This window comes from Bradyrhizobium ivorense, assembly GCF_900696085.1.
In the GTDB taxonomy this organism is placed as follows: Bacteria; Pseudomonadota; Alphaproteobacteria; order Rhizobiales; family Xanthobacteraceae; genus Bradyrhizobium; species Bradyrhizobium ivorense.
This window is the reverse complement of the sequence record NZ_CAADFC020000014.1, coordinates 26,964-51,128: the sequence shown is the minus strand read 5'-3', so window position 1 is coordinate 51,128 and position 24,165 is coordinate 26,964. Positions and strand designations below refer to the sequence as shown.

The following is a 24,165-nucleotide window of genomic DNA, read 5'->3' as shown; positions in this document are numbered from 1 at the left end:
CATCTAGTGCGGATATGTGGGGGATGGGCGCGCCATCGCTCCATTTCGAGAACACCGCAACCGGGAGCCACCCAGTGACCGATACCCCTGCCTACGAACCGCCGAAAGTCTGGACCTGGAACAAGGAGAGCGGCGGGCGCTTTGCCAGCATCAACCGGCCGATCGCCGGGCCGACCCACCAGCAGGAATTGCCGGTCGGCCGCCATCCGCTGCAGCTCTATTCGCTGGCGACGCCGAACGGCGTCAAGGTCACCGTGATGCTGGAGGAGCTCTTGGCCGCGGGCCACAAGGGCGCGGAATACGACGCCTGGCTGATCAAGATCGACGGCAACCAGTTCGGCAGCGGCTTTGTCGCGGTCAATCCGAACTCGAAGATCCCGGCGCTGATGGATCGCAGCGGGCCGGAGCCGATCCGGGTGTTTGAATCAGGCGCGATCATGCTCCACCTCGCGGAAAAATTCGGCGCGTTCCTGCCGACCGACGTCAAGACCCGCGCCGAAACCCTGTCATGGCTGTTCTGGCAGATGGGCTCGGCGCCGTTCCTTGGCGGCGGCTTCGGCCATTTCTACGCCTACGCGCCGACCAAGATCGAATACGCCATCGACCGCTACGCGATGGAGGTGAAGCGTCAGCTCGACGTGCTCGACCGCCGTCTCGCCGACAACGAATATCTCGCCGGCAATGTCTACACCATCGCCGACATGGCGGTGTGGCCGTGGTATGGCGCGCTTGCAAAAGGCCTGGTCTACGGCGCCGGCGAATTCCTCTCGGTGCAGGACTACAAGAATGTGCAACGCTGGACCAACGCGATCGCGGCACGGCCCGCGGTGAAGCGCGGCCGCATGGTCAACCGCATTTCGGGCGACCCGTCGAGCCAGCTCCACGAGCGCCACGACGCAAGCGATTTCGACACCAAGACGCAGGACAAGATCGGCGAGCCGGCAGCGACGTAGCGATCCCAATTCGCCTCGCCCCGCTTGCGGGGAGAGGTCGAATTCAGGCGCAGCCTGAATTTCGGGTGAGGGGGAGTCTCCGCGAATCCGACTGTGACTGCGGACGTGGAGGTAGCCTCAAGTCATGTCAGCAGATCATTGTACTCCGGGTGCTTCTTCATAAAGCCCTGGATGAATTCGCATTTGACAATGAGCTTGATGCGCTGCGCGCGCACCGCATCCAGCGTGGCGCGGGCAAGCTTTGAGCCGATGCCGCGGCCGCCGAGCTCCGGCGGCACTTCGGTATGAACAAGCGTGATCGTGTCCGGCGTCTTGCGATAGGCGACGAACGCAATCGCGCCATCGACTGTGAGCTCGAACCGGCTCTGCTGTGCGTTGTCGCGGAAAGCTTCGCTCATCGTCTCATCCTCGGCTATGTCTTCCCTTGGCCGCCGGAAACACCACGCGATCGTCGGTGCGGCAATAGCGGTCGGCGAACATGCGCCCGATCGGGTGATAACGCTCCATGTGGACGCGCATGGCGTCGTGATCCCACAGATCGTCGCGGATGTAGAAGTGGATGCCTTCGCCCATGATGAGCTGACGGTCGCCGTTGACGTCGATCAGCTTCCAGGTCTTGCACTCCATCGCCCACGGCGCGTCCGCAAGGCGGGGCACCGCGACCCGGCGCGACGGCGCGAGCTTCAGCCCGAGATAGTCGGGCTCGCCGATCTCGGGCGGAAAGTCGCCGCTGCTTTCGTGCATCGCGCGCGCCAAGGGCTCGTCGGTAAGGTTGACCACGAACTCGCCGGTGCGGCGGATGTTGACCAGGGTGTCCTTTTCCCGGTGGTCCGGCCGCCGGTTCACCGCGAACACGCAGAGCGGCGGATCCTCGCACATCGCATTGAAGAACGAGAACGGCGCCGCATTGACCACGCCGCCTTCGCCGAGACTCGTCACCCAGGCGATCGGCCGCGGCAGCACGAACGAGGTCAGCACCTTGTAGCGTTCGCGCTGGGTGAGATCTTCGGGGGCGTATTCCATGGGGAGACTCTCTTGCTTGCCTCGCCCCGCTTGCGGGGAGAGGTCGGAATTCAAGCCTAGCTTGAATTCCGGGTGAGGGGGAGCTTCCGCGAGTCCGTTTCTCACCTTCTTTGCCGAAGCAGCCCCTCACCCCAACCCTCTCCCCGCGAAGGGCGGGGAGAGGGGAAGGAGATACTGCGGGGAGAAGGAGAAGATTACGGCATGCTCAGTTCGTGCCGGCCGACCACCATCCAGTGCACTTCGTCTGGACCGTCGGCGAAGCGCAGGTGGCGGACGTCCTGGTACATTTCGGCGAGCGGGGTCCATTGCGAGATGCCGGTGGCGCCGTGCATCTGGATCGCCTGGTCGATCACCTTGCAGGCGCGCTCGGGGATCATCGCTTTCACCATCGAGACCCAGACGCGGGCCTCCTTGTTGCCGAGCACGTCCATCGCCTTGGCCGCCTTCAGCACCATCAGCCGCATCGACTCGATCTCGCAGCGCGCCTGCGCGATGATCTGGGTGTTGCCGCCGAGATGGGCGATCTTCTTGCCGAACGCCTCGCGAGTCAGGCCACGCTGCACCATCAGGTCGAGCGCCTTCTCGGCCTTGCCGATGGTGCGCATGCAGTGATGGATGCGGCCCGGGCCGAGACGGACCTGCGAGATTTCGAAGCCGCGGCCTTCGCCGAGCAGCATGTTCTCCTTCGGCACCCGGCAATTGTTGAAGCGCAGATGCATGTGGCCGCGCGGCGCGTGATCGTGGCCGAACACCTGCATCGGGCCGAGAATCTCCACGCCGGGATTGTCGGTCGGCACCAGGATCTGCGACTGCTGCTTGGACGGCGGCGCGTCGGGATTGGTCTTCACCATCACGATCATGATCTTGCAGCGCGGATCGCCGGCGCCGGAGATGTAGTACTTCTCGCCGTTGATCACCCACTCGTCACCGACCAGCTTTGCGGTGGTCGAGATGTTCTTGGCGTCCGACGAGGCGACGTTCGGCTCGGTCATCGCATAGGCGGAGCGGATCTCACCGTTGAGCAGCGGCTTCAGCCACTTCTCCTTCTGCTCCTTGGTGCCGACGCGCTCCAGCACCTCCATGTTGCCGGTGTCGGGCGCCGAGCAGTTCATCGTCTCCGAGGCCAGCGGGCTCTTGCCGAGCTCGGCGGCGATGTAGGCGTAGTCGAGGTTGTTCAGGCCCTCGCCGGTCTCGGCGTCGGGCAGGAAGAAGTTCCAGAGGCCGACTTCCTTGGCCTTGTCCTTGGCCTTCTGCAGGATCGCGAGCTGCTCATCGGTGAAGCTCCAGCGATCGGTCTTCTTCTCGCCGGCACGGTAGAACTCGACCGACATCGGCTCGACCACCTCGCGGATGAACTGCTTCACGTGATCGTACAGCGGGCGGACCTGGTCCGACATCCTGAGGTCGTTGAGCTCGTCGCCCGGGTTGAGCGTGTAGTTGGTCGTGCGCGGCACATAGGCATGCTTCATTGTCGTTTCTCCCATCGGCGAAGGCGCGTTTCGCCGCGGACAATAGACGCGCGAAGCGTGAAGCGCGAGCACCGATTTTCGAACGATCTCTACCGCATCGCGGAATTTCGCGACGGCGTTTCAAACGTTGTTTGAACGCCGCCGGTCATGGCACGCAATCGAGCGCGACGGCCGTCAGGGCAGCCGGTGCATCGCGCAGATCTTGTTGCCGTCGAGATCGCGCAAATAGGCGAGATAGAGCTTGATGCCGTTGCCTTCTCGCACGCCCGGCGGGTCCTCGCAGGACTTACCGCCATTGGCGACGCCGGCCGCGTGCCAAGCCTCGACCTGCTCGGGCGACGAGCAGGCAAAGCCGATGGTGCCGCCATTGGCGTGCGTTGCCGGTTCGCCGTTGATCGGCTTGGACACCATGAAAATGCCGGTCTTGGTGAGGTACATGATACGGTGACCGTCGACCCGCGCCGGCCGGACATTGAGCGTGGCCAGCAGCGCGTCGTAAAACGCCTTGGCCCTGTCCAGGTCGTTGGTGCCAACCATCACGTGCGAAAACATCTGAAAAATCCTCCCGGTTTGCTTGAATAAGACGCAAACGGTAGCAGCAGTTTTGCCGCAACGGAAGCGAGGCTGTTTCCGATGGTCATTGCGCCCCCTCACCGTCATCCTGAGGTGCGAGCCTCTTCGGCGAGCCTCGAAGGATGAATCGGCCCCGCTGGTGGCCGTGCATCCTTCGAGGCTCGCAAGAGCTCGCACCTCAGGATGACGGGGCGAACAGCGACGCAACAACCTCGGTGTCGTCCCTGCTTTCGCAGGGACGACAGCGGTGGGTGGGACAGAGCCGGGCCTAAAACGCCGTATACCCGCCGTCGATCACGAAGCAATCCGCCGTATGGTACGACGACGCCTTGCTCATGAGGTATACCGCGATGCCGCCGAAATCGCTTGGCTCGCCGAAGCGGCGCGCCGGGATGCGCGGCATCACGTTGGCGACGAACTTGTCGTTGGCCATGATGCCGGCGGTCATGTCGCTCTTGATCCAGCCGGGCAGGATCGCGTTCGCGGTGACGCCGTGGCGGGCGAGCTCGACGGCGAGCGCGCGGCATAGCGCGTTCAGCGCTGCCTTGGTGCCGGCATAGTGCTCGTTGCGCGCGGTGCCGAACAGCGAAGCGAGACTCGATGTCGCAACCAGCCGGCCGAATCTGTCGCCGGCCTCGGAGCGCTCGGTCATGTGCCGCGCCGCGACCTGGAAGACGTGGAAGACGCCATCGAGATTGGTCGCGAACATCCGTCGCCACTCTTCTTCGGTGCGGTCGATGAAGGCACGCCGTCCGCCGCCGCCGATGCCGGCATTGGCGAAGCAGCCGTCGACCCGGCCGAATTTCTCCAGCGTCGCCTTCATCGCGGTCTTGACCGAGCCGGGGTCGCTGACATCGCAGAATTCGGTTGCGACCTTGCCGGGGCCGGCCGCCATCGAGGCCGCGGCGTTCGCGTTCTTCTCGGCGTTGCGGCCCCAGATCGAGACGTTGCAGCCGGCGGCGTTGAGCGCCTGCGCGATGCCGAGGCCGATGCCGCCATTGCCGCCGGTGATGACCGCGACGCGGCCGCTAAGATCGAAGATGCCACTCATTGGGGTTTCCATTTGCTTTGGCGCGCGTTAATCACGCTGCCGAAGACGGGCTTGGGCCAAGCATGGACAAGCCCGGCGCAAAAATCAAATATGGGTCGAGGTATCGATCGGCCTGCCGCGGGACTGCCGCCGCAACAGATGAGAGGAAACCATGCAGTTCAAGCACGTCACGCTCGACTTCGACGGATCGGTCGCGATCCTCAAGCTCGACCATCAGGAAGTCATGAACGCGGTCTCGATGGACATGCTGGGCGGCCTCGCCGAGGCGCTGGATGCGATCGAGGACAAGCGCGACGAGGTGCGCTGCCTCGTCATCACCGGCGCCGGCCGCGCCTTCTGCACCGGCGCCAATCTGCAGGGCCGCAACGCGCAAGCGAAGCCCGGCAAGAGCAACGCCGGCGCCTCGCTCGAGATCGGCTTCCATCCGTTCCTGCGCCGCCTGCGCCGGCTGCACTGTCCGATCGTCACCGCGGTGAACGGCCCGGCCGCCGGCGCCGGGATGAGCTTTGCCTTGATGGGCGACATGATCCTGTGCGCGCGCTCGTCCTATTTCCTGCAGGCGTTCCGCCGCATCGGCCTGGTGCCGGATTGCGGCTCGACCTGGCTGCTGCCGCGGCTGATCGGCAAGGCGCGCTCGGTCGAGCTGTCGCTGCTCGGCGAAAAGCTGCCGGCCGAGAAGGCGCTGGAATGGGGCCTCGTCAACCGCGTCTACGACGACGGCGTGCTGATGGAGGAGGCGATGAAGCTCGCGCACGATCTCGCCAATGGGCCGACGGTCGCGCTGTCGCTGATCCGCAAGATGTATTGGGACAGCCCGGAAAACTCCTTTGAGGAGCAGCTCAACCTCGAATTCGAGTCGCAGCGCATCGCGGGCAGCACCGAGGATTTCAAGGAAGGCGTCGGCGCGTTCCTCGAGAAGCGTCCGGCGAAGTTTCGGGGCAAATGATCGAGGCCGAACTCGGACGCTGCGTTGCGTCGTTTTATCCCGGCGCGACCGGCGTCACCGGCGCCGCAAAACTGTCTGGCGGCGCCAGCCAGGAGACCTGGACGTTCGACATCGTCCATCCCGGCGGCAACGTCGGCGCGATTCTGCGCCGCGCACCGCCGGGCTATGGCGCCGCAGCGGGACGCGCCGCCGGCCTCGATGCCGAGGCGACGCTGATGCAGCTCGCGCATGACGCCGGCCTGCCGTCGCCGAAGGTGATGCATGTCTTGAGGCCGGAGGACGGTCTCGGCCGCGGCTTCATCATGGCCCGTATTGAGGGCGAGACCATCGCGCGCAAGATTTTGCGCGACGAGGAATTTGCCAAGGCGCGGCCGCTGCTCGCCCGCCAGCTCGGCCGCGTCATCGCCGGCATCCATGGCCTGCCGCGGGCCAAGCTGCCGCAGTTGCGCAGCATGACGGCGACCAAGGAGATCGAGGATCTCGCGCGCGAGTACCGCAGTTTTGGTTGGCCGCGCCCGATGTTCGAGCTGGCGCTGCGCTGGCTGCGCGATCACGATCCCGGCCCATCGGCCGAGGTGACGCTGGTGCATGGCGACTTCCGCCACGGCAACCTGATCATCGGTCCCGACGGCGTGCGCGCGGTGCTCGACTGGGAGCTCGCCCATTTCGGCGACCCGATGGAGGATCTCGGCTGGATCTGCGTCAACTCCTGGCGCTTCGGCGAGATCGACAAGCCGGTCGGCGGCTTCGGCACGCGCGAGGAGCTGTTCGCCGGTTACGCGGAAGCCGGCCGCAGGGCCGATCCCGAGCGCGTGATGTTCTGGGAGGTGATGGGCACCTTGCGCTGGGGCGTGATGTGCTGCGGCATGATGCAGCGCTTCCGCAGCGGCCCCGACCATTCGATGGAGCGCGCGATGATCGGACGGCGCGCATCGGAGACCGAGATCGATTTGTTGCGGTTGCTGGCTCCGCGAGGAAAATGACCATGCAGGACGAACCGACCACCACCGAACTGATCAAGGCCGTCGCCGATTTCCTGCGCAGCGAGATCACGCCCGTCATCAAGGGCCACAATGCCTTCAAGCTGCGCGTCGGGATCAACGCGCTCGATCTGGTGACGCGGCAGCTCGCGCTCGCCGAGAGCAGCGATGCGGCTGAGGTCGCGCGGCTCAAGCAGTTGCTCGGCGCGGACGGGACACTGATGGAGCTGAACCGCACGCTGTCGGACAAGATCGCAAGCGGCGAGGTGGATCTGACCACGCCGGGCCTGCCGGAGCATCTCTGGCAGACCACACTGGACAAGCTCGCCGTCGACCAGCCGAACTACGCGTCCTACAAGCGGGAGTCAGGAACGTAGGATGGGCCCATCGCGGCGATGGACGCAAAAGCCGACGGGTTTCGCTGCGCTCTACCCATCCTACGCATCGTCATTCCGGGATGGTGCGCAAGCACCAGACCCGGAATCTCGAGATTCCGGGTTCGCTTCGTGCCCCGGAATGACGCGGAGAGGGGCGGCTACCGCCCCAGCCACTTCGGCGGCCGTTTCTCCGCAAACGCCTTCGGGCCCTCGATGTAATCCTGCGAGGCCGCCATCGCCTTCACCGCCGGATATTCGCGCTGCTCGGTCATCGCCTGTTCCAGCGAGACTTCGAGGCCCTTCTGGATTGCCTTCTTGGAGGCGCGGATCGACATCGGCGAGTTCTTGGCGATGGTCTCGGCCCAGCGCTCGGCGGCGGCGAGCGCCTCGCCCTGCGGCACCACCTCGTTGACGAAGCCGAGCTCAAGGCCTTCCTTGGCGCTGACATGGCGGGCGGTGAGGATCATGCCCATGGCGCGCTTCAGCCCGATCTGCCGCGGCAGGCGCTGCAGGCCGCCGGCGAGCGCGGCGAGGCCGACGCGCGGCTCGGGCAACGCGAAGGTCGCATTCTCCGAAGCGATGATCAGGTCGCAGGCCAGCGCCACCTCGAACCCGCCGCCCATCGCGACGCCGTTGACGGCGGCGATGATCGGCTTGTCGCAGTCGAAGCGGGTGGTGAGGCCGGCGAAGCCGCCCTTGTCCCAGCCGCGCTTGCCGCCCGCGGCCTGCCACTTCAGGTCGTTGCCGGCGCAGAACGCCTTGTCGCCGGCGCCGGTGACGATCGCAACCCACTGCTCGGGATCGGCGGAGAACGCGTCGAACACCTTGTTGAGCTCGAAATGCGCGTCGATGTGCAGCGCGTTGTAAACCTCGGGCCGCGACAGCGTCACGATGGTGATGGGACCCTTGCGTGTCACCTTGGAGAATTTCAGATCCATGTTTGCTCCCGTGGATTTTCTGCGGCGAAGAATATGACTACCATCCTAGCGCCACTGCGCGGTGCCGTGCCATCCAATTCCGCAAGGCGTGCGCGCGTGCCCGCGGCATCCGCCAGCTTGACTTGGCCTCTCGCTTCTCACCTTAATCGATCCGAACGCGCTTGCGCGATAGCGCCTAAACGCAAAACCAGAATCAACGAATTCTTCGGGAGAGACCGCCTTGGATTTCAACCTGCCGGCTGACCTCACAGCCTATCTCGCCGAGCTCGATCGCTTCATCGAACGCGAGATCAAGCCGCTGGAAGAGGCGGACGACAACATCCGCTTCTTCGATCACCGCCGCGAATGGGCGCGCACCGATTTCGACAATGGCGGCCTGCCGCGCCATGAATGGGAGGCGCTGCTGCGCAAGGCGAAAAACCTTGCCGATGCCGCCGGCCACCTGCGCTTCGCGATCCCGAAGCGCTATGGCGGCAAGGACGGCTCCAATCTCTGGATGGCGGTGATCCGCGAGCATTTTGCGTCGAAAGGTCTCGGCCTGCACAACGATCTGCAGAACGAGCACTCGATCGTTGGCAATCTGCCGATCGTGACCATGCTCGATCGCTACGGAACCGATGCGCAGAAGGCGATGATCGACGGTTCCATCACCGGCAAGTACCGCATCACCTTCGGCCTGACCGAGCCCGAGCACGGCTCCGATGCCACCCACATGGAGACCAAAGCGGCGCCGGCGACGCGCGACAACGTCAAGGGCTGGGTGATCAACGGCGAGAAGATGTGGACGACCGGCATGCATGTCGCCACGCACTGCGCGCTGTTCGCCCGCACCTCGGGCAATGACGGCGATGCGCGCGGCATCACCTGCTTCCTGGTGCCGGCGAAATCGCCGGGCGTCAAGGTCGAGCAGTATATGTGGACCTTCAACATGCCGACCGATCACCCGCGCGTCAGCTTCACCGACGTGTTCGTGCCGGAGGATGCGCTGTTCGGCGAGGTCGGCCGCGGCCTGTCGCTGGCGCAATGCTTTGTGCATGAGAACCGCATCCGCCAGGCCGCGAGCTCGCTGGGCGCTGCGGTCTACTGCATCAACGAGAGCGTGAAATACGCGCGGGAGCGAAAGCCGTTCGGCAAGGCGCTGGCCGAGAACCAGGCGATCCAGTGGCCGCTGGTCGAGCTCGCGACACAGGCCGAGATGCTCCGCCTCTTGATCCGCAAGACCGCCTGGGAGATGGACCAGTTGACCCAGGCGCAGGTCGAGCACACGCTGTCGGACCGGGTCTCGATGTGCAACTTCTGGGCAAACCGTCTCTGCTGCGAGGCCGCCGATCGCGCCATGCAGGTGCATGGCGGCATGGGCTATTCGCGGCACAAGCCGTTCGAGCACATCTATCGCCACCACCGCCGCTACCGCATCACCGAGGGCAGCGAGGAGATCCAGAAGCGCAAGGTGGCGGGCTTCCTGTTCGGCTACATGGGGGCGGGGAAGCACTAAGGAGGCGGCATGAGCATGGAAGGTGGATGCACCTGCAGACATATTCGCTACCGCCTGAACGGCAGGCCGCTGATCGTGCACGCCTGCCACTGCACCTGGTGTCAGCGCGAGACCGGCACCGTGCATGCGCTGAACGCGATGTACGAGGCCGAGCGGGTCGAGCATATCGCGGCCGAGCCCGAGATCGTCGATACGCCATCGGCGAGCGGCAAGGGCCAGAAGATCGCGCGCTGCCCGGTCTGCAAGATCGCGGTCTGGAGCAACTATCCGGGCGCCGGCCTCGCGGTGCGCTTCGTCCGCGTCGGCACCATGGACGATCCGAACCAGTGTCCGCCCGACGTCCACATCTTCACCTTGTCCAAGCAGCACTGGGTGACGTTCCCGCCCGGCGCAAAAGTGTTCGCCGAGTATTACGATCGTAGGGACGTCTGGCCTCAGGACGCGCAGGAGCGCTGGCGGATTTTGCGGGAGAAGATGAAGAAGACCTGACGCGGGCCGCACTCTCCACCGTCGTCCCGGCGAAGGCCGGGACCCATAACCACAGCCGGTTGTTGCTTGAGCAAGGTGTGGCCCCAGCGTCGCGCCGCAACGTACAGCGGTGGTTATGGGTTCCGGCCTCCGCCGGGACGACATGAGATTTAATTCACCTGCCGGTCCTTGCCCGCCCAGTACGGTTCACGCAGGCTGCGCCGTAAGATCTTGCCCGAGGGGTTGCGCGGCAGCGCGGCGATGAAGTCGACCGATTTCGGCGTCTTGTAACCGGCGATCCGCTCGCGGGTGAAGTTGATGATGTCGGTTGCATCAGCGCTCTTGCCCGGCTTCATCACCACCACGGCCTTCACCGCCTCGCCCCATTTGTCGTCGGGGATGCCGATGACAGCCGCCTCTGCGACATCCGGGTGATCGCACAGCGCGCTCTCGACCTCGGCCGGATAGATATTCTCGCCGCCCGAGATGATCATGTCCTTGATGCGGTCGTGGATGTAGAGATAGCCGTCCTTGTCCATGTAGCCGGCATCGCCGGTGCGCAGCCAGCCGTCGGCATCGATGGTGCGCGCGGTCGCCTCTGGCAGATTCCAGTAGCCGGCCATGTTGGAGCCGGAGCGGGTGGCGATCTCGCCGACTTCGCCCGGCGGCAGCGGCTTGCCGTCAGGATCGAGAATCGCAAGCTCGATGCCGGGCAGCGCCTTGCCGGCCGAGCGCATCCGGTCGAGTCCCTCGATGTGGTCCTCCGGCGGCAACGCGACGATGGTGCCGGTGGTCTCGGTCATGCCGTACATCTGCACGAAGCCGCATTTGAAGACCTCGATGCATTCCTTCAGCAGCGCCGCCGGGATCGGCGAGGCGCCATAGAGCATGTATTTCAGGCGGGAGAAATCGACCTGCCGCGCCCGCGGCTGCCGCACCACGAACTGCATCGCGGCCGGCACCATGAACAGTTTTGTGATGCCGGACTGCTCGAAGAAGTCCAGCACCTTGGTCGGATCGAATTCACGGGCGATCACGCCACGGGCACCGTGGTAGAGGCCCATCACGCCCCAGCCGGAGCCGCCGATATGGAAGATCGGCATCGCGACCAGCGAGACGTCGTCGGTGGTCCATCGGTTCCATTCCGGCTTGTCGTCCTCGTTGCCGGTCTGCACCAGGTTGAGGAAGTTGGCGTGCGACAGCATCGCGCCCTTCGGCTTGCCTGTCGTGCCGGAGGTGTAGAGCTGGATTGCGATGTCCTTGGGCTCGATCGGAATGCGCGGGTCGTCGCTGCTCTGCGCGTCGCGCCAGGCGAGATAGTCGGGCCATTCCGGCGCGCCGCCTTCGGTGGTGATGACGGTGCGGACGCTCGGCAGCTTGTCCCTGATGTTGCGGACCTGGGTGATGAATTCCGTGCCGACGAACAAAACCGGCGCCCTGCAGTCGTCGACGATGAAGGCGACCTCCGGGCCGGCGAGCCGCCAGTTCACCGGCGCCATCACCACGCCGGCCTTCATCGCGCCCATCAGCAGCTCGAAATAGAAATCGCTGTTCTTGCCGAGATAGGCGATGCGTTCGCCTTTCTTCACGCCCATTGCAATCAGCGCGTTGGCGACCCGGTTGGTCTTGCTGTCGAACTCGGCGAAGGTCGTCTGCCGGCCCTCGAACTCATAGGCCAGCGCATCGCCGCGGCTCATCGCGCGGTCGCGCACCATGTCGGCAAGGTTGGTCAGTTTCGGCGCAGCGGACATGTTTCCCCCGTGATGTTTTTTGCTTGCGCGGAGTGTGGCGGCATCCGGCAGCAAAGACAATACGGGGGAAGGGGCACGCTGTTTCAACACCGTCGTCCCGGGCTTGACCCGGGACCCATAACCACAGGATTGAGTTGTGGCGCGCGCTGTGGCTCCAGCGTGCTCAGTGTTTTCGAGCGGTGGTTGATGGTGTGGACGGCCCCCTACGGCATCAGTTGTGCCAGAATGAGGTTGTTGCAAATCTCAGACAAGGGAGCCGTCCGTGAGAGAGATTATCCGCATTGGCATGGATACGTCGAAGCATATTTTTGTGCTGCATGGGGTTGATGCCGAGGAACGCGTGGTGCTGCGCAAGAGGCTTTCGCGCAGGCAGGTATTGGAGTTCTTCGCCCAACTGCCGCCGACTGCAATCGGGATAGAGGCCTGCGGGGCTTCGCAACATTGGGCGCGGGAGCTTGGCAAGCTCGGCCATGAGGTGAAGCTGATGGCTCCGCAACTGGTGAAGCCCTACGTGATGCGGAACAAGAACGACGGGCGGGATGCGGAAGGGCTGTGTGAGGCGATGGGCCGGCCGAGCATGCGCTTTGTGCCGGTCAAGACCGCCGAGCAGCAGGCGGCGCTGATGCTGACGGGGGTCCGCGATGGATTGATCGCCCGGCGTACCCAGCTTGGCAATACGATCCGCGGCCATGCGGCGGAGTTCGGCCTGATCGCGCCCAAAGGGACCGACAAGATCGAGCCGCTGCTGGCGCGGATTGCGCAGGACGAGACGCTTCCCACTCTGGCCCGCGAGCTGTTTGTCATGCTCGGCCGCGAGTATGCCAGGCTCGAGACTGAGCTGCGGGAGATCGAGGCCAAACTGATAGCCTGGCACCGGGCTGACGCCACGGGCCGCCGCCTGGCGCAGATCCCCTCGGTCGGTCCGATCGTTGCCACGGCGCTGGTGATGAAGACGCCCGATCCACACGCGTTCCGCTCCGGCCGTCACTTTGCGGCCTGGCTCGGCCTCACGCCGAAGGATCATTCCACCGCCGGCAAGACCAGGCTTGGCAAGATCACCCGGGCCGGCGACGAAGACCTGCGCCGCCTGCTGGTGATCGGAGCGACATCGGTGATCCAGCAGGCCAGACATGGGCGAGGCCGTCACTCGCGCTGGCTGCTGGCGCTGATCAAGCGCAAGCCGCCGAAGCTTGCGGCCGTGGCGTTCGCCAATAAGGTGGCCCGCATCGCTTGGAAGCTGATGGTGACGGGGGAAAGTTATGACGCGGCACGGATAAACCCGATCCCGACAGTCGCCGCCTGACAGATTGGCCGGCCGGCGGGCTCGCCCGCCGGCTGACCCGGAGCTGCAAGAGCAGATGGAGCGATCGATCGAGCAACGATGCGAGACAATCCGTGGGACCCATCGGCCGCGAACAGGCCGCCTGGTTGTTTGGAGCTCGCTTCGCGCAAACCATCTTGGCCAGCGATCAATCCGATCGCCCTCAACAGGCCGGACATATGGATGCAAGCGACCCGATCTCACCAAAAAGCTCTTGTGCCACGGGGGCCGTCCACATATGGGCCCCGGCCTTCGCCGGGGCGACGACGTGGGGCGATCAGAGAATAAACCGGCTGAGGTCGGTGTTCTTGGCGAGGTCGCCGACATGCTTGGTGACGTAGTCGGCGTCGACCTGGATGGTCTCGCCGTGGCGGTCGGGGGCGGTGAAGGAGATCTCGTCCAGCACCCGCTCCATCACGGTCTGCAGCCGACGGGCGCCGATGTTTTCCACGCTTGAATTGACGGCGACCGCGACGTCGGCCAGCGCGTCGATGGCGGCGTCGGTGATATCGAGCGTCACGCCCTCGGTCTTCAGCAGCGCGACATACTGCTTGATCAGCGAGGCCTCCGGCTCGGTCAGAATCCTGCGCATGTCGTCGCGGGTCAGTGCCTGCAGCTCGACGCGGATCGGCAGGCGGCCCTGCAACTCCGGCAACAGGTCCGACGGTTTTGCGATGTGGAAGGCGCCGGAGGCGATGAACAGCACGTGGTCGGTTTTGACCGCGCCGTGCTTGGTCGAGACCGTGGTGCCCTCGATCAGCGGCAGCAAATCGCGCTGCACGCCCTCGCGTGACACGTCGCCGCCCTGGCGGTTCTCGCGCACGCAGATCTTGTCGATCTCGTCGAGGAACACGATGCCGTTGTTCTCGACCGCGCTGATCGCCTCCTGCACCAGTTGATCGGTGTCGAGCAGCTTGTCGGATTCCTCGTTGACCAGGATCTCGTGCGAGCCTTCGACGGTCAGGCGGCGGGTCTTGCTGCGCCCGCCCATCTTGCCGAAGATGTCGCCGAGCGAGATCGCGCCCATCTGGGCGCCGGGCATGCCGGGGATTTCGAACATCGGCATGCCGCTGCCGCCCGACTGGGTCTCGATCTCGATTTCCTTGTCGTTGAGCTCGCCGGCGCGCAGCTTCCTGCGGAAGGACTCGCGGGTCGCCGGGCTCGATCCGGGGCCGACCAGCGCATCCAGCACGCGCTCTTCGGCGGCGAGCTGGGCGCGGGCGTGGACGTCCTTGCGCTTGCGCTCGCGGGTCTGCGCGATCGCGACCTCGACCAGGTCGCGGATGATCTGCTCAACATCGCGGCCGACATAGCCGACCTCGGTGAACTTCGTCGCCTCGACCTTGAGGAACGGCGCGCCGGCAAGCTTGGCGAGCCGCCGCGCGATTTCGGTCTTGCCGACGCCGGTCGGCCCGATCATCAGGATGTTCTTCGGCAGAACCTCCTCGCGCAGGGAACCGGCGAGCTGCAGCCGGCGCCAGCGGTTGCGCAGCGCGATCGAGACGGCGCGCTTGGCATCGGCCTGGCCGACGATGAAGCGGTCGAGTTCGGAAACGATTTCACGGGGGGAGAAGTCGGTCATTGGCTCTAGCTAGGTTGAAAACGCGGTCTCGGCAAGCGGCCCTCCGGCCTAGAGAATGGGCGGCCCCGCCTGCCATTGTTTGATCACGTCGAACGGGTGGATCAGCATGATGATGTTCAGCGTCAGATTGTCGCGAATGTGGAGCAACAGCACGATTTCGAACACAATGCCGAGCGCGACCGTCGCGGCGACCGGCAGCTTGCGCGCGACAAGGAATCCCAAAACCATCGCCAGCGTGTCCGACACCGAATTGACGATGGTGTCGCCATAATAGTCCAGCGAGATGGTGCCGGCGCGGTAGCGCTCGATGATGAAGTTGGAGTTCTCGACCAGCTCCCACGCGCCTTCGATCAGCATCGCGACAATCAGCCGCCCCGGCCAGGCGAGGCGCGGCAGCACGAGAAACGTCAGGCCGTAGAACAACAGGCCATGCAGCACATGCGACAGCGTGTACCAGTCGGCGATGTGCTGCGAATTCTCCGAGCTCAGCACCGTGCCGTGCCAGAGCTTGACATAGCCGCAGGCGCAGATCGGCAGGCGGCCCATCAGATAGAGCAGCGCGGCCTGCAGCGCGAGCAGCGCCGCGGCGATCGCGAGCCAGTGCCACGCCGAAATTCCCTTGCCCTGGTCGCGCAGCAGCGTCATGCGTCGCGCACCATCAGCAGTGCCGTGCCGTCAGGCGTATCGACCAGACGCACGCGTGCGAAGCCGGCTTTCTCGTAAGCCCGGATCGCGCGCGGATTGGCCGGATCGGGATCAGTGACGACGCGCGGCGCGCCGTCGGCCAATCGCGCATCGACAAAGGCGCGGATCAGCGCGGAGCCATGGCCGCCTGCGATCATGTCGGGTTCGCCGATGAACAGATCGATGCCACGGGTGCCCTCGGGGTGCTCGCCGAAGCCGGAATTCCACGCCGTCAGACTATAGCACTGGATGTAGCCGACATCCTTGCCGGCGAATCCGACGATGAACTGGTCCATCGCCGGCTCATCGAGATCGCCGCTGACCAGCGTGTACTGCTCGTCCGGATCGCCCCACCATTCCCGGACATGCGGCAGCGCCAGCCAGCGCCTGATCTGCGGCAGATCGGCCGTCGTCATCGGGCGGAAATGATAGGGCGCGGCCATGCTCAGCCGCCCAGCGTCTCGATCGTCACGTTCCGGTTGGTGAAGACGCAGATGTCGGCGGCGATATCGAGCGCACGGCGCACGATGGTCTCGGCGTCCTTGTCGGTGTCGACCAGCGCGCGGGCCGCGGCGAGCGCATAGTTGCCGCCGGAGCCGATCGCCATCACCCCGGACTCCGGCTCCAGCACGTCGCCGGTGCCGGTCAGCACCAGCGAGACGTCCTTGTCAGCGACGATCATCATGGCCTCCAGCCGGCGCAGATAGCGGTCGGTGCGCCAGTCCTTGGCGAGCTCGACGGCCGCCCGGGTCAGCTGTCCCGGATACTGTTCCAGCTTGCTCTCCAGCCGCTCGAACAGGGTGAAGGCGTCGGCGGTGGCGCCGGCGAAGCCGCCGATCACGTCGCCCTTGCCGATCCGGCGGACCTTCTTGGCATTGGCCTTGATCACGGTCTGGCCGATCGAGACCTGCCCGTCGCCGCCGATCACCACCTTGCCGCCCTTGCGGACGGTGCAGATCGTGGTGCCGTGCCAGACCGGCAGCTCGTTTTGGGATGCTTGCATGGGTTACCTCTCTCCGGGGCAGATTTAGGCGGTCCGGCGGGGGGTTACAATTGGGCCGAATTGGAGCGTTTTCGAGCGAAGTGGCGGCCGGTTCGCGTGAAGAAAACGCGTCATGACCGAACGGCAAGGATTTCCGGTCACCATGGCGGCAAGATCGGGCTTTTCGGCGTCATCCCGCAGTAGCGAAGGTGACATCAGCCTGTTAAAAGACCGGCGTTTTCGGCACGGGAAAGCTTCATTTTCATGCGCACCGCAACCATCAAGCGCAAGACCAAGGAGACCGACATCGAGGTGACGGTCAACCTCGACGGCGCCGGCGTATCCACGGTTTCGACCGGGATCGGCTTCTTCGACCATATGCTCGACCTCCTGGCCCGGCATTCCCGCATCGACATCGCGGTGAAGGCCGATGGCGATCTCCATGTCGATTACCACCACACCACCGAGGACGTCGGCATCGCGCTGGGTCAGGCGGTCAAGCAGGCGCTCGGCAACATGGCCGGCATCAACCGTTATGCCTCGATCCACATGCCGATGGACGAGACGCTGACGCGGATCGTGATCGACATTTCGGGCCGCCCGGTGCTGGTTTTCAAGGCCGACTTCCCGCGCGACAAGATCGGCGAGTTCGACACCGAGCTGGTGCGCGAATGGTTCAACGCCTTCGCGATGAACGCCGGCGTGACTCTCCACGTCGAGACCCTATATGGCGAGAACAGCCATCATATCGCCGAATCCTGTTTCAAGGGTTTGGCGAGGGCGCTTCGGACGGCGGTCGCGATCGATCCGCGCGCCCAGGGCGAAGTGCCCTCGACGAAGGGTCAGCTCGGCGGCTGATCGAGAGCATGATCCGGAAAAGTGGGTACCGGTTTTCCGAAAAGATCATGCTCCAAAAAGAGTTCATTTCGGCGGAGCGTTCGATGCCGGTCTACACAGTGCATGCCCCCGTGGGGAACGGCGCCGATCTTGCGGCGGCCGACAAGTTCACCTTCGTGCGCGACGGCTTCCACTTCTGGGCCGCGCTCGCCGGCGTGATCTGGCTGGCCTGGAACCGGCTCTGGCTGGCGCTGATCGGCTGGCTCGTTCTGACATTCGCGATCGATTTCGCCCTGGCGCGGCTCGGCGTTGGCCGTGGCGCGATCTCGCTCGTCGACCTCATCTTGATGCTGCTGCTGGGATTCGAGGCGGCCAGCCTGCAGCGCTGGACGCTGTCGCGGCGCAACTGGCGCCAGCTCGACATCGTCGTGGCCGACGATGAGGAGGCTGCCGAACGCCGCTTCTTCGATCGCTGGGCGGCGCGGCACCGCGGCGTCGTCAACGACCAGCGTTCGATCGATCGCGGCGCGCCGCCGCCGACCCGGGACGTTCCGGGCCAGCCGTTCTCAAAAGCCCCGCCGCTGCCGCAGGGCGGCATTATCGGTTTGTTTCCAGAGCCAGGAGGATCGCGATGACCGTTGCAATCATCGATTACGGCTCCGGCAATCTGCATTCGGCGGCCAAGGCCTTTGAGCGCGCCGCGCGCAGCATGGAAGATCCGCAAGCCATCAAGGTGACGCGCGATCCCGACGCGGTGTACCGCGCCGATCGCATCGTGCTGCCCGGCGTCGGCGCCTTCGCCGATTGCCGCCGCGGCGTCGACGCGGTCGACGGCATGCTGGAGGCGCTGACCGAGGCGGTCCGCGTCAAGGCGCGGCCGTTCTTCGGCATCTGCGTCGGCATGCAGCTGATGGCGACGCGCGGCAAGGAGCATGTCACGACCGACGGCTTCAACTGGATCGCCGGCGACGTCGAGAAGATCGAGCCGCGCGACGAGAGCCTCAAGGTCCCGCACATGGGCTGGAACACGCTCGATCCGATCCGCGAGCACCCGGTGCTGGAGCGGCTGCCGCTGGGGCCGAAGGGCCGCCACGCCTATTTCGTGCACTCCTATCACCTCAACGCCGCCAACGAGGCGGACGTGCTGGCGCGTGCCGACTATGGCGGGCCGGTGACCGCGATCGTCGCCAGGGACACCGCGATCGGCACCCAGTTTCACCCCGAGAAGAGCCAGCGCTTCGGCCTGGCCCTGATCTCGAACTTTTTGAAGTGGAAGCCGTGATCCTCTTTCCAGCGGTTGACCTGAAGAACGGCCAGTGCGTGCGCCTGGAGCAGGGCGACATGGCGCGCGCCACCGTGTTCAATCTCGATCCGGCAGCGCAGGCCCGCGCCTTCGCCGCGCAGGGATTCGAGTATCTCCATGTCGTCGATCTCGACGGCGCCTTTGCCGGCAAGCCGATGAATGCACAGGCGGTCGAGGCGATGCTGAAGGCCGTCAAGATGCCGGTGCAGCTCGGCGGCGGCATCCGCGACCTCAAGACCATCGCGGCCTGGCTCGACAAGGGCATCACCCGCGTCATCATCGGCACCGCGGCGGTGCGCGATCCCGAATTGGTGAAGGGCGCGGCGAAGCAATTTCCCGGCCGCGTCGCGGTCGGGCTCGATGCCCGCGACGGCAAGGTCGCGGTCGAGGGCTGGGCCGAGACCTCGCAGGTGACCGCGCTCGACATTGCGCAGCGCTTTGAGGACGCCGGCGTCGCCGCGATCATCTTCACCGACATCGCGCGGGACGGCCTGCTCAAGGGCCTCAATCTCGATGCGACCATTGCGCTCGCCGATCGGATCTCGATCCCGGTGATCGCCTCCGGCGGCTTTGCCTCGATCGACGACGTCAAGGCGCTGCTGGAGCCGCGGGCGAAGAAGCTCGCCGGCGCCATCGTCGGCCGCGCGCTCTATGACGGACGGCTCGATCCGGCCGCGGCGCTCAAGCTGATCCGCGCGGCGGCGTAAGGAGGGGACATGTTCAAGGTTCGCGTGATCCCCTGCCTCGACGTCAAGGACGGGCGCGTGGTCAAGGGCGTCAACTTCGTCGATCTCCGCGATGCCGGCGATCCCGTCGAGGCCGCGATCGCCTACGACGCCGCCGGCGCCGACGAGCTCACCTTCCTCGACATCACCGCCACCCACGAAAACCGCGGCATCATGCTCGACGTGGTGCGGCGGACGGCGGAAGCCTGCTTCATGCCGCTGACGGTCGGCGGCGGCGTCCGCACCGTCGACGACATCAAGACCCTGCTGCGCTCCGGCGCCGACAAGGTGTCGATCAATTCGGCCGCGGTCAGCCGTCGCGAGTTCGTCAAGGAAGCCGCCGAAAAGTTCGGCGAGCAGTGCATCGTGGTCGCGATCGACGCCAAGCGGGTCAGGCGCGCCGGCGGCTCCGACCGTTGGGAGATCTTTACCCATGGTGGACGTAATGCCACCGGCATCGACGCCATCGAATACGCCCAGGAGGTGGTCGCGCTCGGCGCCGGCGAGATCCTGCTGACCTCGATGGACCGCGACGGCACGCGGCAGGGTTTTGACCTGCCGCTGACCCGGGCGATCGCCGACAGCGTCGCGGTCCCCGTTATTGCCTCCGGCGGCGTCGGCAACCTCGACCATCTGGTCGACGGCGTCCGCGAGGGGCACGCCACCGGCGTGCTGGCCGCCTCGATCTTCCACTTCGGGGAATTCACCATCCGCCAGGCCAAGGATCACATGGTGCGTGCCGGGCTGCCGATGCGCATTGACCCTTGAGCGTCAGTTGGGACTCCTTGTGACAGAAATGCTAAATCCCCACCTTGGGGATGGCACCGGGACGGTGCCGGCGCACGTGTATGAGTTGAGTTGATGTCGCGTTTCACGGTCCATGATCTGGCCGCCACCATCGATGCCCGTGCTGCGACGGGCGGCGAGGCGTCCTACACCCGCAAGCTGCTCGACAAGGGCGCGGAGCACTGTGCCAAGAAGCTGGGCGAGGAAGCGGTCGAGACAGTGATCGCCGCGGTCGAGAATGACCGCGATCATCTCATCGCCGAGAGCGCCGACTTGGTGTTTCACCTGCTGGTTCTGCTGAAGTCACGTGGCGTGAAGCTGGAGGATGTCGAGGCGGCACTGGAGAAGCGCACCACGATGTCCGGACTGGAAGAGAAGGCGTCGCGCAAGCGCGATTGATCAAGGGGCGGTCTCATGGATATCCGGGCACCAGATCAGCAATACAATCCGTACCGCATCTTCACGCGCCAGCAATGGGCGCATCTGCGCGACGACACGCCGATGACGCTGGAGCCGGGCGAGTTCGACCGCCTGCGCTCGATGCACGACCGCCTCGACCTGCAGGAGGTCGAGGACATCTATCTGCCGCTGTCGCGCTTGCTGTCGATCTATGTCGATGCGACCCAGCGGCTGTATTATTCGCAGCGCCAGTTCCTCAATATCCGCGACCGCAAGATGCCTTACATCGTCGGCGTCGCAGGTTCGGTGGCGGTCGGCAAATCGACCACGGCGCGCGTGCTGCAGGCGATGCTGGCGCGCTGGTCGCCGCGGCCGAAGGTCGACCTGATCACGACCGACGGCTTTCTGTATCCCAATGCCGTGCTCGAGCGGCAGGGCATCATGCAGAAGAAGGGCTTTCCGGAGAGCTACGATCTGCCGACGCTGCTGTCGTTCCTCAGCGACATCAAGGCCGGCCGCCGCCATGTCCGCGCGCCGGTGTATTCGCATCTGACCTACGACATCGTGCCGAACAAATGGGTCGAGATCGACCAGCCCGACATCCTGATCGTCGAGGGCGTCAACGTGCTGCAGGCCGGCCGGCTGCCGCGCGACGGCAAGGCGGTGCCGTTCGTCTCCGACTTCTTCGACTTCTCGGTCTACATCGACGCCGAGGAAGCGGTGCTGCGGGAATGGTACATCAAGCGCTTCCTGGCGCTGCGCGACACCGCGTTCACCGATCCCAGGTCCTACTTCCACCGCTACGCGCCGCTGTCGGACGAGGAAGCCACCGCAACCGCGATTGCGATCTGGGAGCGCACCAACCTCGCCAATCTCGAGGACAACATCCTGCCGACCCGACCGCGCGCGACTCTGATTTTGAAGAAAGGCGCCGACCACGTGGTGCAGTCGGTCGCGCTGCGGCGGCTCTGAGTATTTCAACCGTCCAGGCTGACCGCATCACCGGTGTCATCACCCGCGAAGGCGGGTGATCCAGTATTCCAGAGGCAGCAGTGCTTGAGCCGATAGGCCGGGCGATGACAGTTGTTGATGGGGATGCAGCTTCGCACTCGTCGCTATTGGTGCCGGCCCCCGTGCGCAATTGCGCACTCGGCCGGGACGACGTCGAGTTTGCGGCGGCTTACGCCGCAACGTGCCTTGCCGCGGCGAGGCCAGCAAGCGCCTGCTCCAGCTTTTCGCGATCGAGCGGCTTGATCAGAAAGCCGTCCATGCCGGCTTCGAAGCAGGCATAGCGGTCCTCGACCAGCGTGTTGGCGGTCAGCGCCAGGACGGGGGTGCGGCGGCCGGGCTGCTCGGCCTCGTGGCTGCGGATCCGCTTGGTGGTCTCGATGCCGTCGAGTCGCGGCATCTGGATGTCCATCAGGACGAGATCATAGGGCGTGCCGGCCGAGCGCGCCGACAGCCAGGATTCCATCGCCTGCTCGCCATCGGTGGTGACGACCACGTTGTGGCCGAGTCGCGAGAGCAGTGAGCGCATCAACAGCGCGTTGATCTCGTTGTCCTCGGCCACCAGGATCGAGAGCCCGGTGCCCGGTGGCGTCGCCGCAGGCACGGTCGGCGCCGCTTCGCCGAGCGCTTCGATGGCGAGGCTCGACATGGACAGGCTTGGCGCCGCGATCTCGGGCGCGGCGGTCAGGCGCGCGGCGAGCGAGGACGCGCGCAGCGGCTTGATCAGATAGCCGGTGAAATTGGCCGTGGTCGACGCCAACAGGTCCTGCCGCGTCGCCGGCGTGAACATCACGATGCGATGGATGGCGTGGTTGCGGGCGGCGCCGGCGAGCGTCTCTATCGCGGCCGCGCCGAGCGCGTGGTCGATCAGCACCGCGTGCCAGGTGCGCTCCGGCAGCAGCGCCGCGGCGACCTCGGCATCCGACACGATGCAGGTTTGCGCGCCCCAGCGCTGCAGCCGCCGCGAGATCAGCGAGACCTCGATGCTCTGCGGCGCGGCCAGCATGATCGACTGCTCCGAGAGGTCGGGCGCGGCGAAGCCGTTGGCCTCGCCGGTGTCGGCGGCGGCGAGCGGGATCGAGACCTCGAAGGTCGAGCCTGCGCCCGGCGTGCTCGCGAGCGCGATCCGGCCGCCCATCCGCTTGACGATGCGGTCGCTGATCGACAGGCCGAGGCCGGTGCCGCCATAGCTGCGGGCGATGCGGTCGTCGGCCTGCTCGAACTCGCGGAAGATGCGCTGCTGGGCCTCCGGCGGAATGCCGATGCCGGTGTCGCGCACCAGGAAGCTGATCTCGTTCGGCCAGATGCCGGGCTCGACGATCAGCGCGACGCCGCCGATCGTGGTGAACTTGATGGCGTTGCCGGCGAGATTGAGCAGCACCTGGCGCAGCCGCGCGGCATCGCCGATCACCTGCGCCGGCAGCCGCTCGTCGACATAGGCGGCGATCTCGATGCCCTTGGCCTGGGCGCGCGGCGCCAGCAGTTCGGTGATGTCCTCGATCAGGCCCGACAGCGCGAAGGCGCGGTGCTCGAGATCGATCTTGCCGGCCTCGATCTTGGAATAGTCGAGCAGCTCCTCGATGAGGGCGAGCAGCGCGTCGCCGGAGGTCTTCACCGCCTTGACATAGGTGGTCTGCTCCGGCGTCAGCTGGGTGTCCATCAACAGCCCGCTCATGCCGATGATGCCGTTCAGCGGGGTGCGGATCTCGTGGCTGGCCATTGCCAGGAAACGCGACTTGGCGCGGTTGGCGGCGTCGGCCTGGTCGCGCGCCTCGGCGAGCGCCCGCTCGCTCTCAGTGCGGTCGGTGACGTCGCGGCCGACGCTCTGCATCTCCGCCGGGCTGCCGGCATCGTTGCGGACGAGGCCCTCGCGCCAGGCGATCCAGCGCGGCCCGAGCGGACCCTCGATCTTCTGGTCGTGGACCCGGGTGCCGCTGGCTTCCAGCGCGGTGTCGCCCTGCTCGATGATCTTCAGCGCCGTAGTGCTGCCGATCAGCGCATCGCGGGAGGCCTGCGCCAGCTCGCAATAGGCGTCGTTGGCGTAGGTGATCCGTCCCTCGAGGTCGCGCAGCACGATCAGGTCGCCCTGAGCCGCGAACAGATTGCTGGCGCGCTGCTCGGCCTCCTGCAGTTCCCAGTTGCGGTCGGCCATCGCTTCATTGTGCGAGGCGATGGTGCGCAGCTTGGCGCGCAACAGGCGGAGGCGGATGCCGAGCGTCACGATCCAGAGGCAGGCCAGCGCGAACAGAAAGCTGACGCCGATCGCGAACGAGTTCGGGTCGTAGCCGCTCTTTTCGCCGACCGCGCCCGAGATGAAGCCGAAGGCGCCGCCGAACGCAGCCGAGAAGATCATCAGGGAACGGACGATCAAGCTGAGACGCGGGTGACGTCGCAGGAAGCGGCGCAGGCGCAACTTGATCCGGAAAAAACGCCCCATCAACAGCGGCCCTGAATGCTTGAATGTTGCCGACGACGATGCGTCGGCCACGTTGCAAAGTGCTTGAAACAGAGGCG

The 24,165-nt window shown here is 65.5% G+C and carries 26 protein-coding genes; 14 read left to right on the top strand and 12 right to left on the bottom strand.

Annotated elements, in window-relative coordinates:
* Positions 1 to 74 precede the first annotated feature (74 nt).
* Entirely contained in the window at positions 75 to 953 is an 879-nt protein-coding gene (gene yghU / locus CI41S_RS19540; protein WP_139861146.1) for a glutathione-dependent disulfide-bond oxidoreductase, read from the top strand.
* A gap of 122 nt (positions 954 to 1,075) precedes the next feature.
* Here the strand turns inward: yghU and CI41S_RS19535 are convergent, their stop codons facing one another.
* From CI41S_RS19535 to CI41S_RS19515, 5 genes are all read right to left on the bottom strand, one after another.
* Positions 1,076 to 1,351, bottom strand: coding sequence for a GNAT family N-acetyltransferase (locus CI41S_RS19535; RefSeq protein ID WP_139861145.1), 276 nt, complete (start codon positions 1,349 to 1,351; stop codon positions 1,076 to 1,078).
* A 4-nt stretch (positions 1,352 to 1,355) separates the two neighbouring features.
* A complete protein-coding gene (locus CI41S_RS19530; RefSeq protein ID WP_139861144.1) occupies positions 1,356 to 1,976 on the bottom strand; it encodes a flavin reductase family protein in 621 nt (206 codons plus the stop codon).
* A 194-nt stretch (positions 1,977 to 2,170) separates the two neighbouring features.
* Positions 2,171 to 3,445: an acyl-CoA dehydrogenase family protein gene (locus CI41S_RS19525; protein WP_139861143.1), complete on the bottom strand. Its 1,275-nt coding sequence runs from the start codon at positions 3,443 to 3,445 to the stop codon at positions 2,171 to 2,173.
* Between the two features lie 174 nt (positions 3,446 to 3,619).
* Positions 3,620 to 3,997, bottom strand: a complete 378-nt coding sequence (locus tag CI41S_RS19520; protein ID WP_139482015.1) for a VOC family protein — start codon at positions 3,995 to 3,997, stop codon at positions 3,620 to 3,622.
* A 289-nt stretch (positions 3,998 to 4,286) separates the two neighbouring features.
* A complete protein-coding gene (locus tag CI41S_RS19515; protein ID WP_139861142.1) occupies positions 4,287 to 5,069 on the bottom strand; it encodes an SDR family NAD(P)-dependent oxidoreductase in 783 nt (260 codons plus the stop codon).
* Positions 5,070 to 5,220: 151 nt separating this feature from the next.
* On the opposite strand from CI41S_RS19515, the gene CI41S_RS19510 reads away from it, so the two are divergent.
* From CI41S_RS19510 to CI41S_RS19500, 3 genes are read left to right on the top strand one after another with little or no spacing between them, the layout of a single operon-like run.
* A complete protein-coding gene (locus tag CI41S_RS19510; RefSeq protein WP_139861141.1) occupies positions 5,221 to 6,015 on the top strand; it encodes an enoyl-CoA hydratase/isomerase in 795 nt (264 codons plus the stop codon).
* On the top strand, positions 6,012 to 6,998 hold the full coding sequence (locus tag CI41S_RS19505) for a phosphotransferase family protein (RefSeq protein WP_139861140.1): 987 nt from the start codon (positions 6,012 to 6,014) through the stop codon (positions 6,996 to 6,998). Before CI41S_RS19510 ends, CI41S_RS19505 begins: the two co-directional genes overlap by 4 nt.
* A gap of 2 nt (positions 6,999 to 7,000) precedes the next feature.
* Positions 7,001 to 7,372: a DUF6285 domain-containing protein gene (locus CI41S_RS19500; RefSeq protein WP_139861139.1), complete on the top strand. Its 372-nt coding sequence runs from the start codon at positions 7,001 to 7,003 to the stop codon at positions 7,370 to 7,372.
* A gap of 158 nt (positions 7,373 to 7,530) precedes the next feature.
* Here CI41S_RS19500 and CI41S_RS19495 read toward each other — a convergent pair whose 3' ends face one another.
* Positions 7,531 to 8,310 carry an enoyl-CoA hydratase-related protein gene (locus tag CI41S_RS19495; RefSeq protein WP_139861138.1) on the bottom strand — a complete coding sequence of 260 codons (780 nt, stop codon included), beginning with the start codon at positions 8,308 to 8,310 and terminating at the stop codon, positions 7,531 to 7,533.
* Between the two features lie 220 nt (positions 8,311 to 8,530).
* Between CI41S_RS19495 and CI41S_RS19490 the strand changes: the two genes are divergently transcribed.
* Together CI41S_RS19490 and CI41S_RS19485 are read left to right on the top strand one after the other, a co-directional pair.
* On the top strand, positions 8,531 to 9,805 hold the full coding sequence (locus CI41S_RS19490; protein ID WP_139861137.1) for an acyl-CoA dehydrogenase family protein: 1,275 nt from the start codon (positions 8,531 to 8,533) through the stop codon (positions 9,803 to 9,805).
* Positions 9,806 to 9,814: 9 nt separating this feature from the next.
* Positions 9,815 to 10,294: a GFA family protein gene (locus CI41S_RS19485; RefSeq protein WP_139861136.1), complete on the top strand. Its 480-nt coding sequence runs from the start codon at positions 9,815 to 9,817 to the stop codon at positions 10,292 to 10,294.
* A gap of 149 nt (positions 10,295 to 10,443) precedes the next feature.
* Here CI41S_RS19485 and CI41S_RS19480 read toward each other — a convergent pair whose 3' ends face one another.
* Positions 10,444 to 12,024, bottom strand: coding sequence for a fatty acid--CoA ligase (locus tag CI41S_RS19480; RefSeq protein ID WP_139861135.1), 1,581 nt, complete (start codon positions 12,022 to 12,024; stop codon positions 10,444 to 10,446).
* Between the two features lie 262 nt (positions 12,025 to 12,286).
* Between CI41S_RS19480 and CI41S_RS19475 the strand changes: the two genes are divergently transcribed.
* Positions 12,287 to 13,327 carry an IS110 family RNA-guided transposase gene (locus CI41S_RS19475; RefSeq protein ID WP_139857447.1) on the top strand — a complete coding sequence of 347 codons (1,041 nt, stop codon included), beginning with the start codon at positions 12,287 to 12,289 and terminating at the stop codon, positions 13,325 to 13,327.
* Between the two features lie 295 nt (positions 13,328 to 13,622).
* On the opposite strand, the gene hslU is transcribed toward CI41S_RS19475, so the two are convergent.
* The 4 genes from hslU to hslV are packed head-to-tail and all read right to left on the bottom strand — an operon-like array spanning position 13,623 to position 16,614.
* Entirely contained in the window at positions 13,623 to 14,927 is a 1,305-nt protein-coding gene (hslU, locus tag CI41S_RS19470; protein WP_139861134.1) for an ATP-dependent protease ATPase subunit HslU, read from the bottom strand.
* A 48-nt stretch (positions 14,928 to 14,975) separates the two neighbouring features.
* The gene (locus tag CI41S_RS19465) at positions 14,976 to 15,572 is read right to left on the bottom strand and encodes a DUF2585 domain-containing protein (RefSeq protein ID WP_139861133.1); all 597 of its coding nucleotides are present in this window, start codon (positions 15,570 to 15,572) and stop codon (positions 14,976 to 14,978) included.
* Entirely contained in the window at positions 15,569 to 16,054 is a 486-nt protein-coding gene (locus tag CI41S_RS19460) for a GNAT family N-acetyltransferase (RefSeq protein ID WP_139861132.1), read from the bottom strand. The genes CI41S_RS19465 and CI41S_RS19460 overlap by 4 nt, the downstream gene beginning before the upstream one ends.
* Before the next feature lie 2 nt (positions 16,055 to 16,056).
* On the bottom strand, positions 16,057 to 16,614 hold the full coding sequence (hslV, locus tag CI41S_RS19455; RefSeq protein WP_139479591.1) for an ATP-dependent protease subunit HslV: 558 nt from the start codon (positions 16,612 to 16,614) through the stop codon (positions 16,057 to 16,059).
* 243 nt (positions 16,615 to 16,857) lie between these two features.
* Between hslV and hisB the strand changes: the two genes are divergently transcribed.
* The 7 genes from hisB to coaA all read left to right on the top strand — a co-directional run bounded on the left by hisB (position 16,858) and on the right by coaA (position 21,615).
* Positions 16,858 to 17,451: an imidazoleglycerol-phosphate dehydratase HisB gene (gene hisB / locus CI41S_RS19450; RefSeq protein WP_139479592.1), complete on the top strand. Its 594-nt coding sequence runs from the start codon at positions 16,858 to 16,860 to the stop codon at positions 17,449 to 17,451.
* Positions 17,452 to 17,534: 83 nt separating this feature from the next.
* Entirely contained in the window at positions 17,535 to 18,065 is a 531-nt protein-coding gene (locus CI41S_RS19445; protein WP_139861131.1) for a DUF2628 domain-containing protein, read from the top strand.
* A complete protein-coding gene (gene hisH / locus CI41S_RS19440; RefSeq protein ID WP_139479594.1) occupies positions 18,062 to 18,712 on the top strand; it encodes an imidazole glycerol phosphate synthase subunit HisH in 651 nt (216 codons plus the stop codon). The genes CI41S_RS19445 and hisH overlap by 4 nt, the downstream gene beginning before the upstream one ends.
* Positions 18,709 to 19,440 (top strand): 1-(5-phosphoribosyl)-5-[(5-phosphoribosylamino)methylideneamino]imidazole-4-carboxamide isomerase, encoded by a 732-nt coding sequence (gene hisA / locus CI41S_RS19435; protein WP_139861130.1) that lies wholly within the window; start codon positions 18,709 to 18,711, stop codon positions 19,438 to 19,440. The genes hisH and hisA overlap by 4 nt, the downstream gene beginning before the upstream one ends.
* Before the next feature lie 9 nt (positions 19,441 to 19,449).
* Positions 19,450 to 20,226, top strand: coding sequence for an imidazole glycerol phosphate synthase subunit HisF (gene hisF / locus CI41S_RS19430; protein WP_139861129.1), 777 nt, complete (start codon positions 19,450 to 19,452; stop codon positions 20,224 to 20,226).
* A 93-nt stretch (positions 20,227 to 20,319) separates the two neighbouring features.
* A complete protein-coding gene (locus tag CI41S_RS19425; protein ID WP_139479597.1) occupies positions 20,320 to 20,643 on the top strand; it encodes a phosphoribosyl-ATP diphosphatase in 324 nt (107 codons plus the stop codon).
* A 15-nt stretch (positions 20,644 to 20,658) separates the two neighbouring features.
* Positions 20,659 to 21,615 carry a type I pantothenate kinase gene (gene coaA / locus CI41S_RS19420; protein WP_139861128.1) on the top strand — a complete coding sequence of 319 codons (957 nt, stop codon included), beginning with the start codon at positions 20,659 to 20,661 and terminating at the stop codon, positions 21,613 to 21,615.
* Positions 21,616 to 21,823: 208 nt separating this feature from the next.
* Here coaA and CI41S_RS19415 read toward each other — a convergent pair whose 3' ends face one another.
* Positions 21,824 to 24,088: a PAS domain-containing hybrid sensor histidine kinase/response regulator gene (locus CI41S_RS19415; RefSeq protein ID WP_139861127.1), complete on the bottom strand. Its 2,265-nt coding sequence runs from the start codon at positions 24,086 to 24,088 to the stop codon at positions 21,824 to 21,826.
* Between the last annotated feature and the right edge of the window lie 77 nt (positions 24,089 to 24,165).

Excerpts from the sequence above, each read along its gene's own strand:
- CI41S_RS19535 (WP_139861145.1), bottom strand. The coding sequence starts at position 1,351 with ATGAGCGAAGCTTTCCGCGACAACGCACAGCAGAGCCGGTTCGAGCTC.
- CI41S_RS19530 (WP_139861144.1), bottom strand. The coding sequence starts at position 1,976 with ATGGAATACGCCCCCGAAGATCTCACCCAGCGCGAACGCTACAAGGTG.
- CI41S_RS19525 (WP_139861143.1), bottom strand. The coding sequence starts at position 3,445 with ATGAAGCATGCCTATGTGCCGCGCACGACCAACTACACGCTCAACCCG.
- CI41S_RS19520 (WP_139482015.1), bottom strand. The coding sequence starts at position 3,997 with ATGTTTTCGCACGTGATGGTTGGCACCAACGACCTGGACAGGGCCAAG.
- CI41S_RS19515 (WP_139861142.1), bottom strand. The coding sequence starts at position 5,069 with ATGAGTGGCATCTTCGATCTTAGCGGCCGCGTCGCGGTCATCACCGGC.
- CI41S_RS19510 (WP_139861141.1), top strand. The coding sequence starts at position 5,221 with ATGCAGTTCAAGCACGTCACGCTCGACTTCGACGGATCGGTCGCGATC.
- CI41S_RS19505 (WP_139861140.1), top strand. The coding sequence starts at position 6,012 with ATGATCGAGGCCGAACTCGGACGCTGCGTTGCGTCGTTTTATCCCGGC.
- CI41S_RS19500 (WP_139861139.1), top strand. The coding sequence starts at position 7,001 with ATGCAGGACGAACCGACCACCACCGAACTGATCAAGGCCGTCGCCGAT.
- CI41S_RS19495 (WP_139861138.1), bottom strand. The coding sequence starts at position 8,310 with ATGGATCTGAAATTCTCCAAGGTGACACGCAAGGGTCCCATCACCATC.
- CI41S_RS19485 (WP_139861136.1), top strand. The coding sequence starts at position 9,815 with ATGAGCATGGAAGGTGGATGCACCTGCAGACATATTCGCTACCGCCTG.
- CI41S_RS19480 (WP_139861135.1), bottom strand. The coding sequence starts at position 12,024 with ATGTCCGCTGCGCCGAAACTGACCAACCTTGCCGACATGGTGCGCGAC.
- hslU (WP_139861134.1), bottom strand. The coding sequence starts at position 14,927 with ATGACCGACTTCTCCCCCCGTGAAATCGTTTCCGAACTCGACCGCTTC.
- CI41S_RS19465 (WP_139861133.1), bottom strand. The coding sequence starts at position 15,572 with ATGACGCTGCTGCGCGACCAGGGCAAGGGAATTTCGGCGTGGCACTGG.
- CI41S_RS19460 (WP_139861132.1), bottom strand. The coding sequence starts at position 16,054 with ATGGCCGCGCCCTATCATTTCCGCCCGATGACGACGGCCGATCTGCCG.
- hslV (WP_139479591.1), bottom strand. The coding sequence starts at position 16,614 with ATGCAAGCATCCCAAAACGAGCTGCCGGTCTGGCACGGCACCACGATC.
- hisB (WP_139479592.1), top strand. The coding sequence starts at position 16,858 with ATGCGCACCGCAACCATCAAGCGCAAGACCAAGGAGACCGACATCGAG.
- CI41S_RS19445 (WP_139861131.1), top strand. The coding sequence starts at position 17,535 with ATGCCGGTCTACACAGTGCATGCCCCCGTGGGGAACGGCGCCGATCTT.
- hisH (WP_139479594.1), top strand. The coding sequence starts at position 18,062 with ATGACCGTTGCAATCATCGATTACGGCTCCGGCAATCTGCATTCGGCG.
- hisF (WP_139861129.1), top strand. The coding sequence starts at position 19,450 with ATGTTCAAGGTTCGCGTGATCCCCTGCCTCGACGTCAAGGACGGGCGC.
- CI41S_RS19425 (WP_139479597.1), top strand. The coding sequence starts at position 20,320 with ATGTCGCGTTTCACGGTCCATGATCTGGCCGCCACCATCGATGCCCGT.
- coaA (WP_139861128.1), top strand. The coding sequence starts at position 20,659 with ATGGATATCCGGGCACCAGATCAGCAATACAATCCGTACCGCATCTTC.
- CI41S_RS19415 (WP_139861127.1), bottom strand. The coding sequence starts at position 24,088 with ATGGGGCGTTTTTTCCGGATCAAGTTGCGCCTGCGCCGCTTCCTGCGA.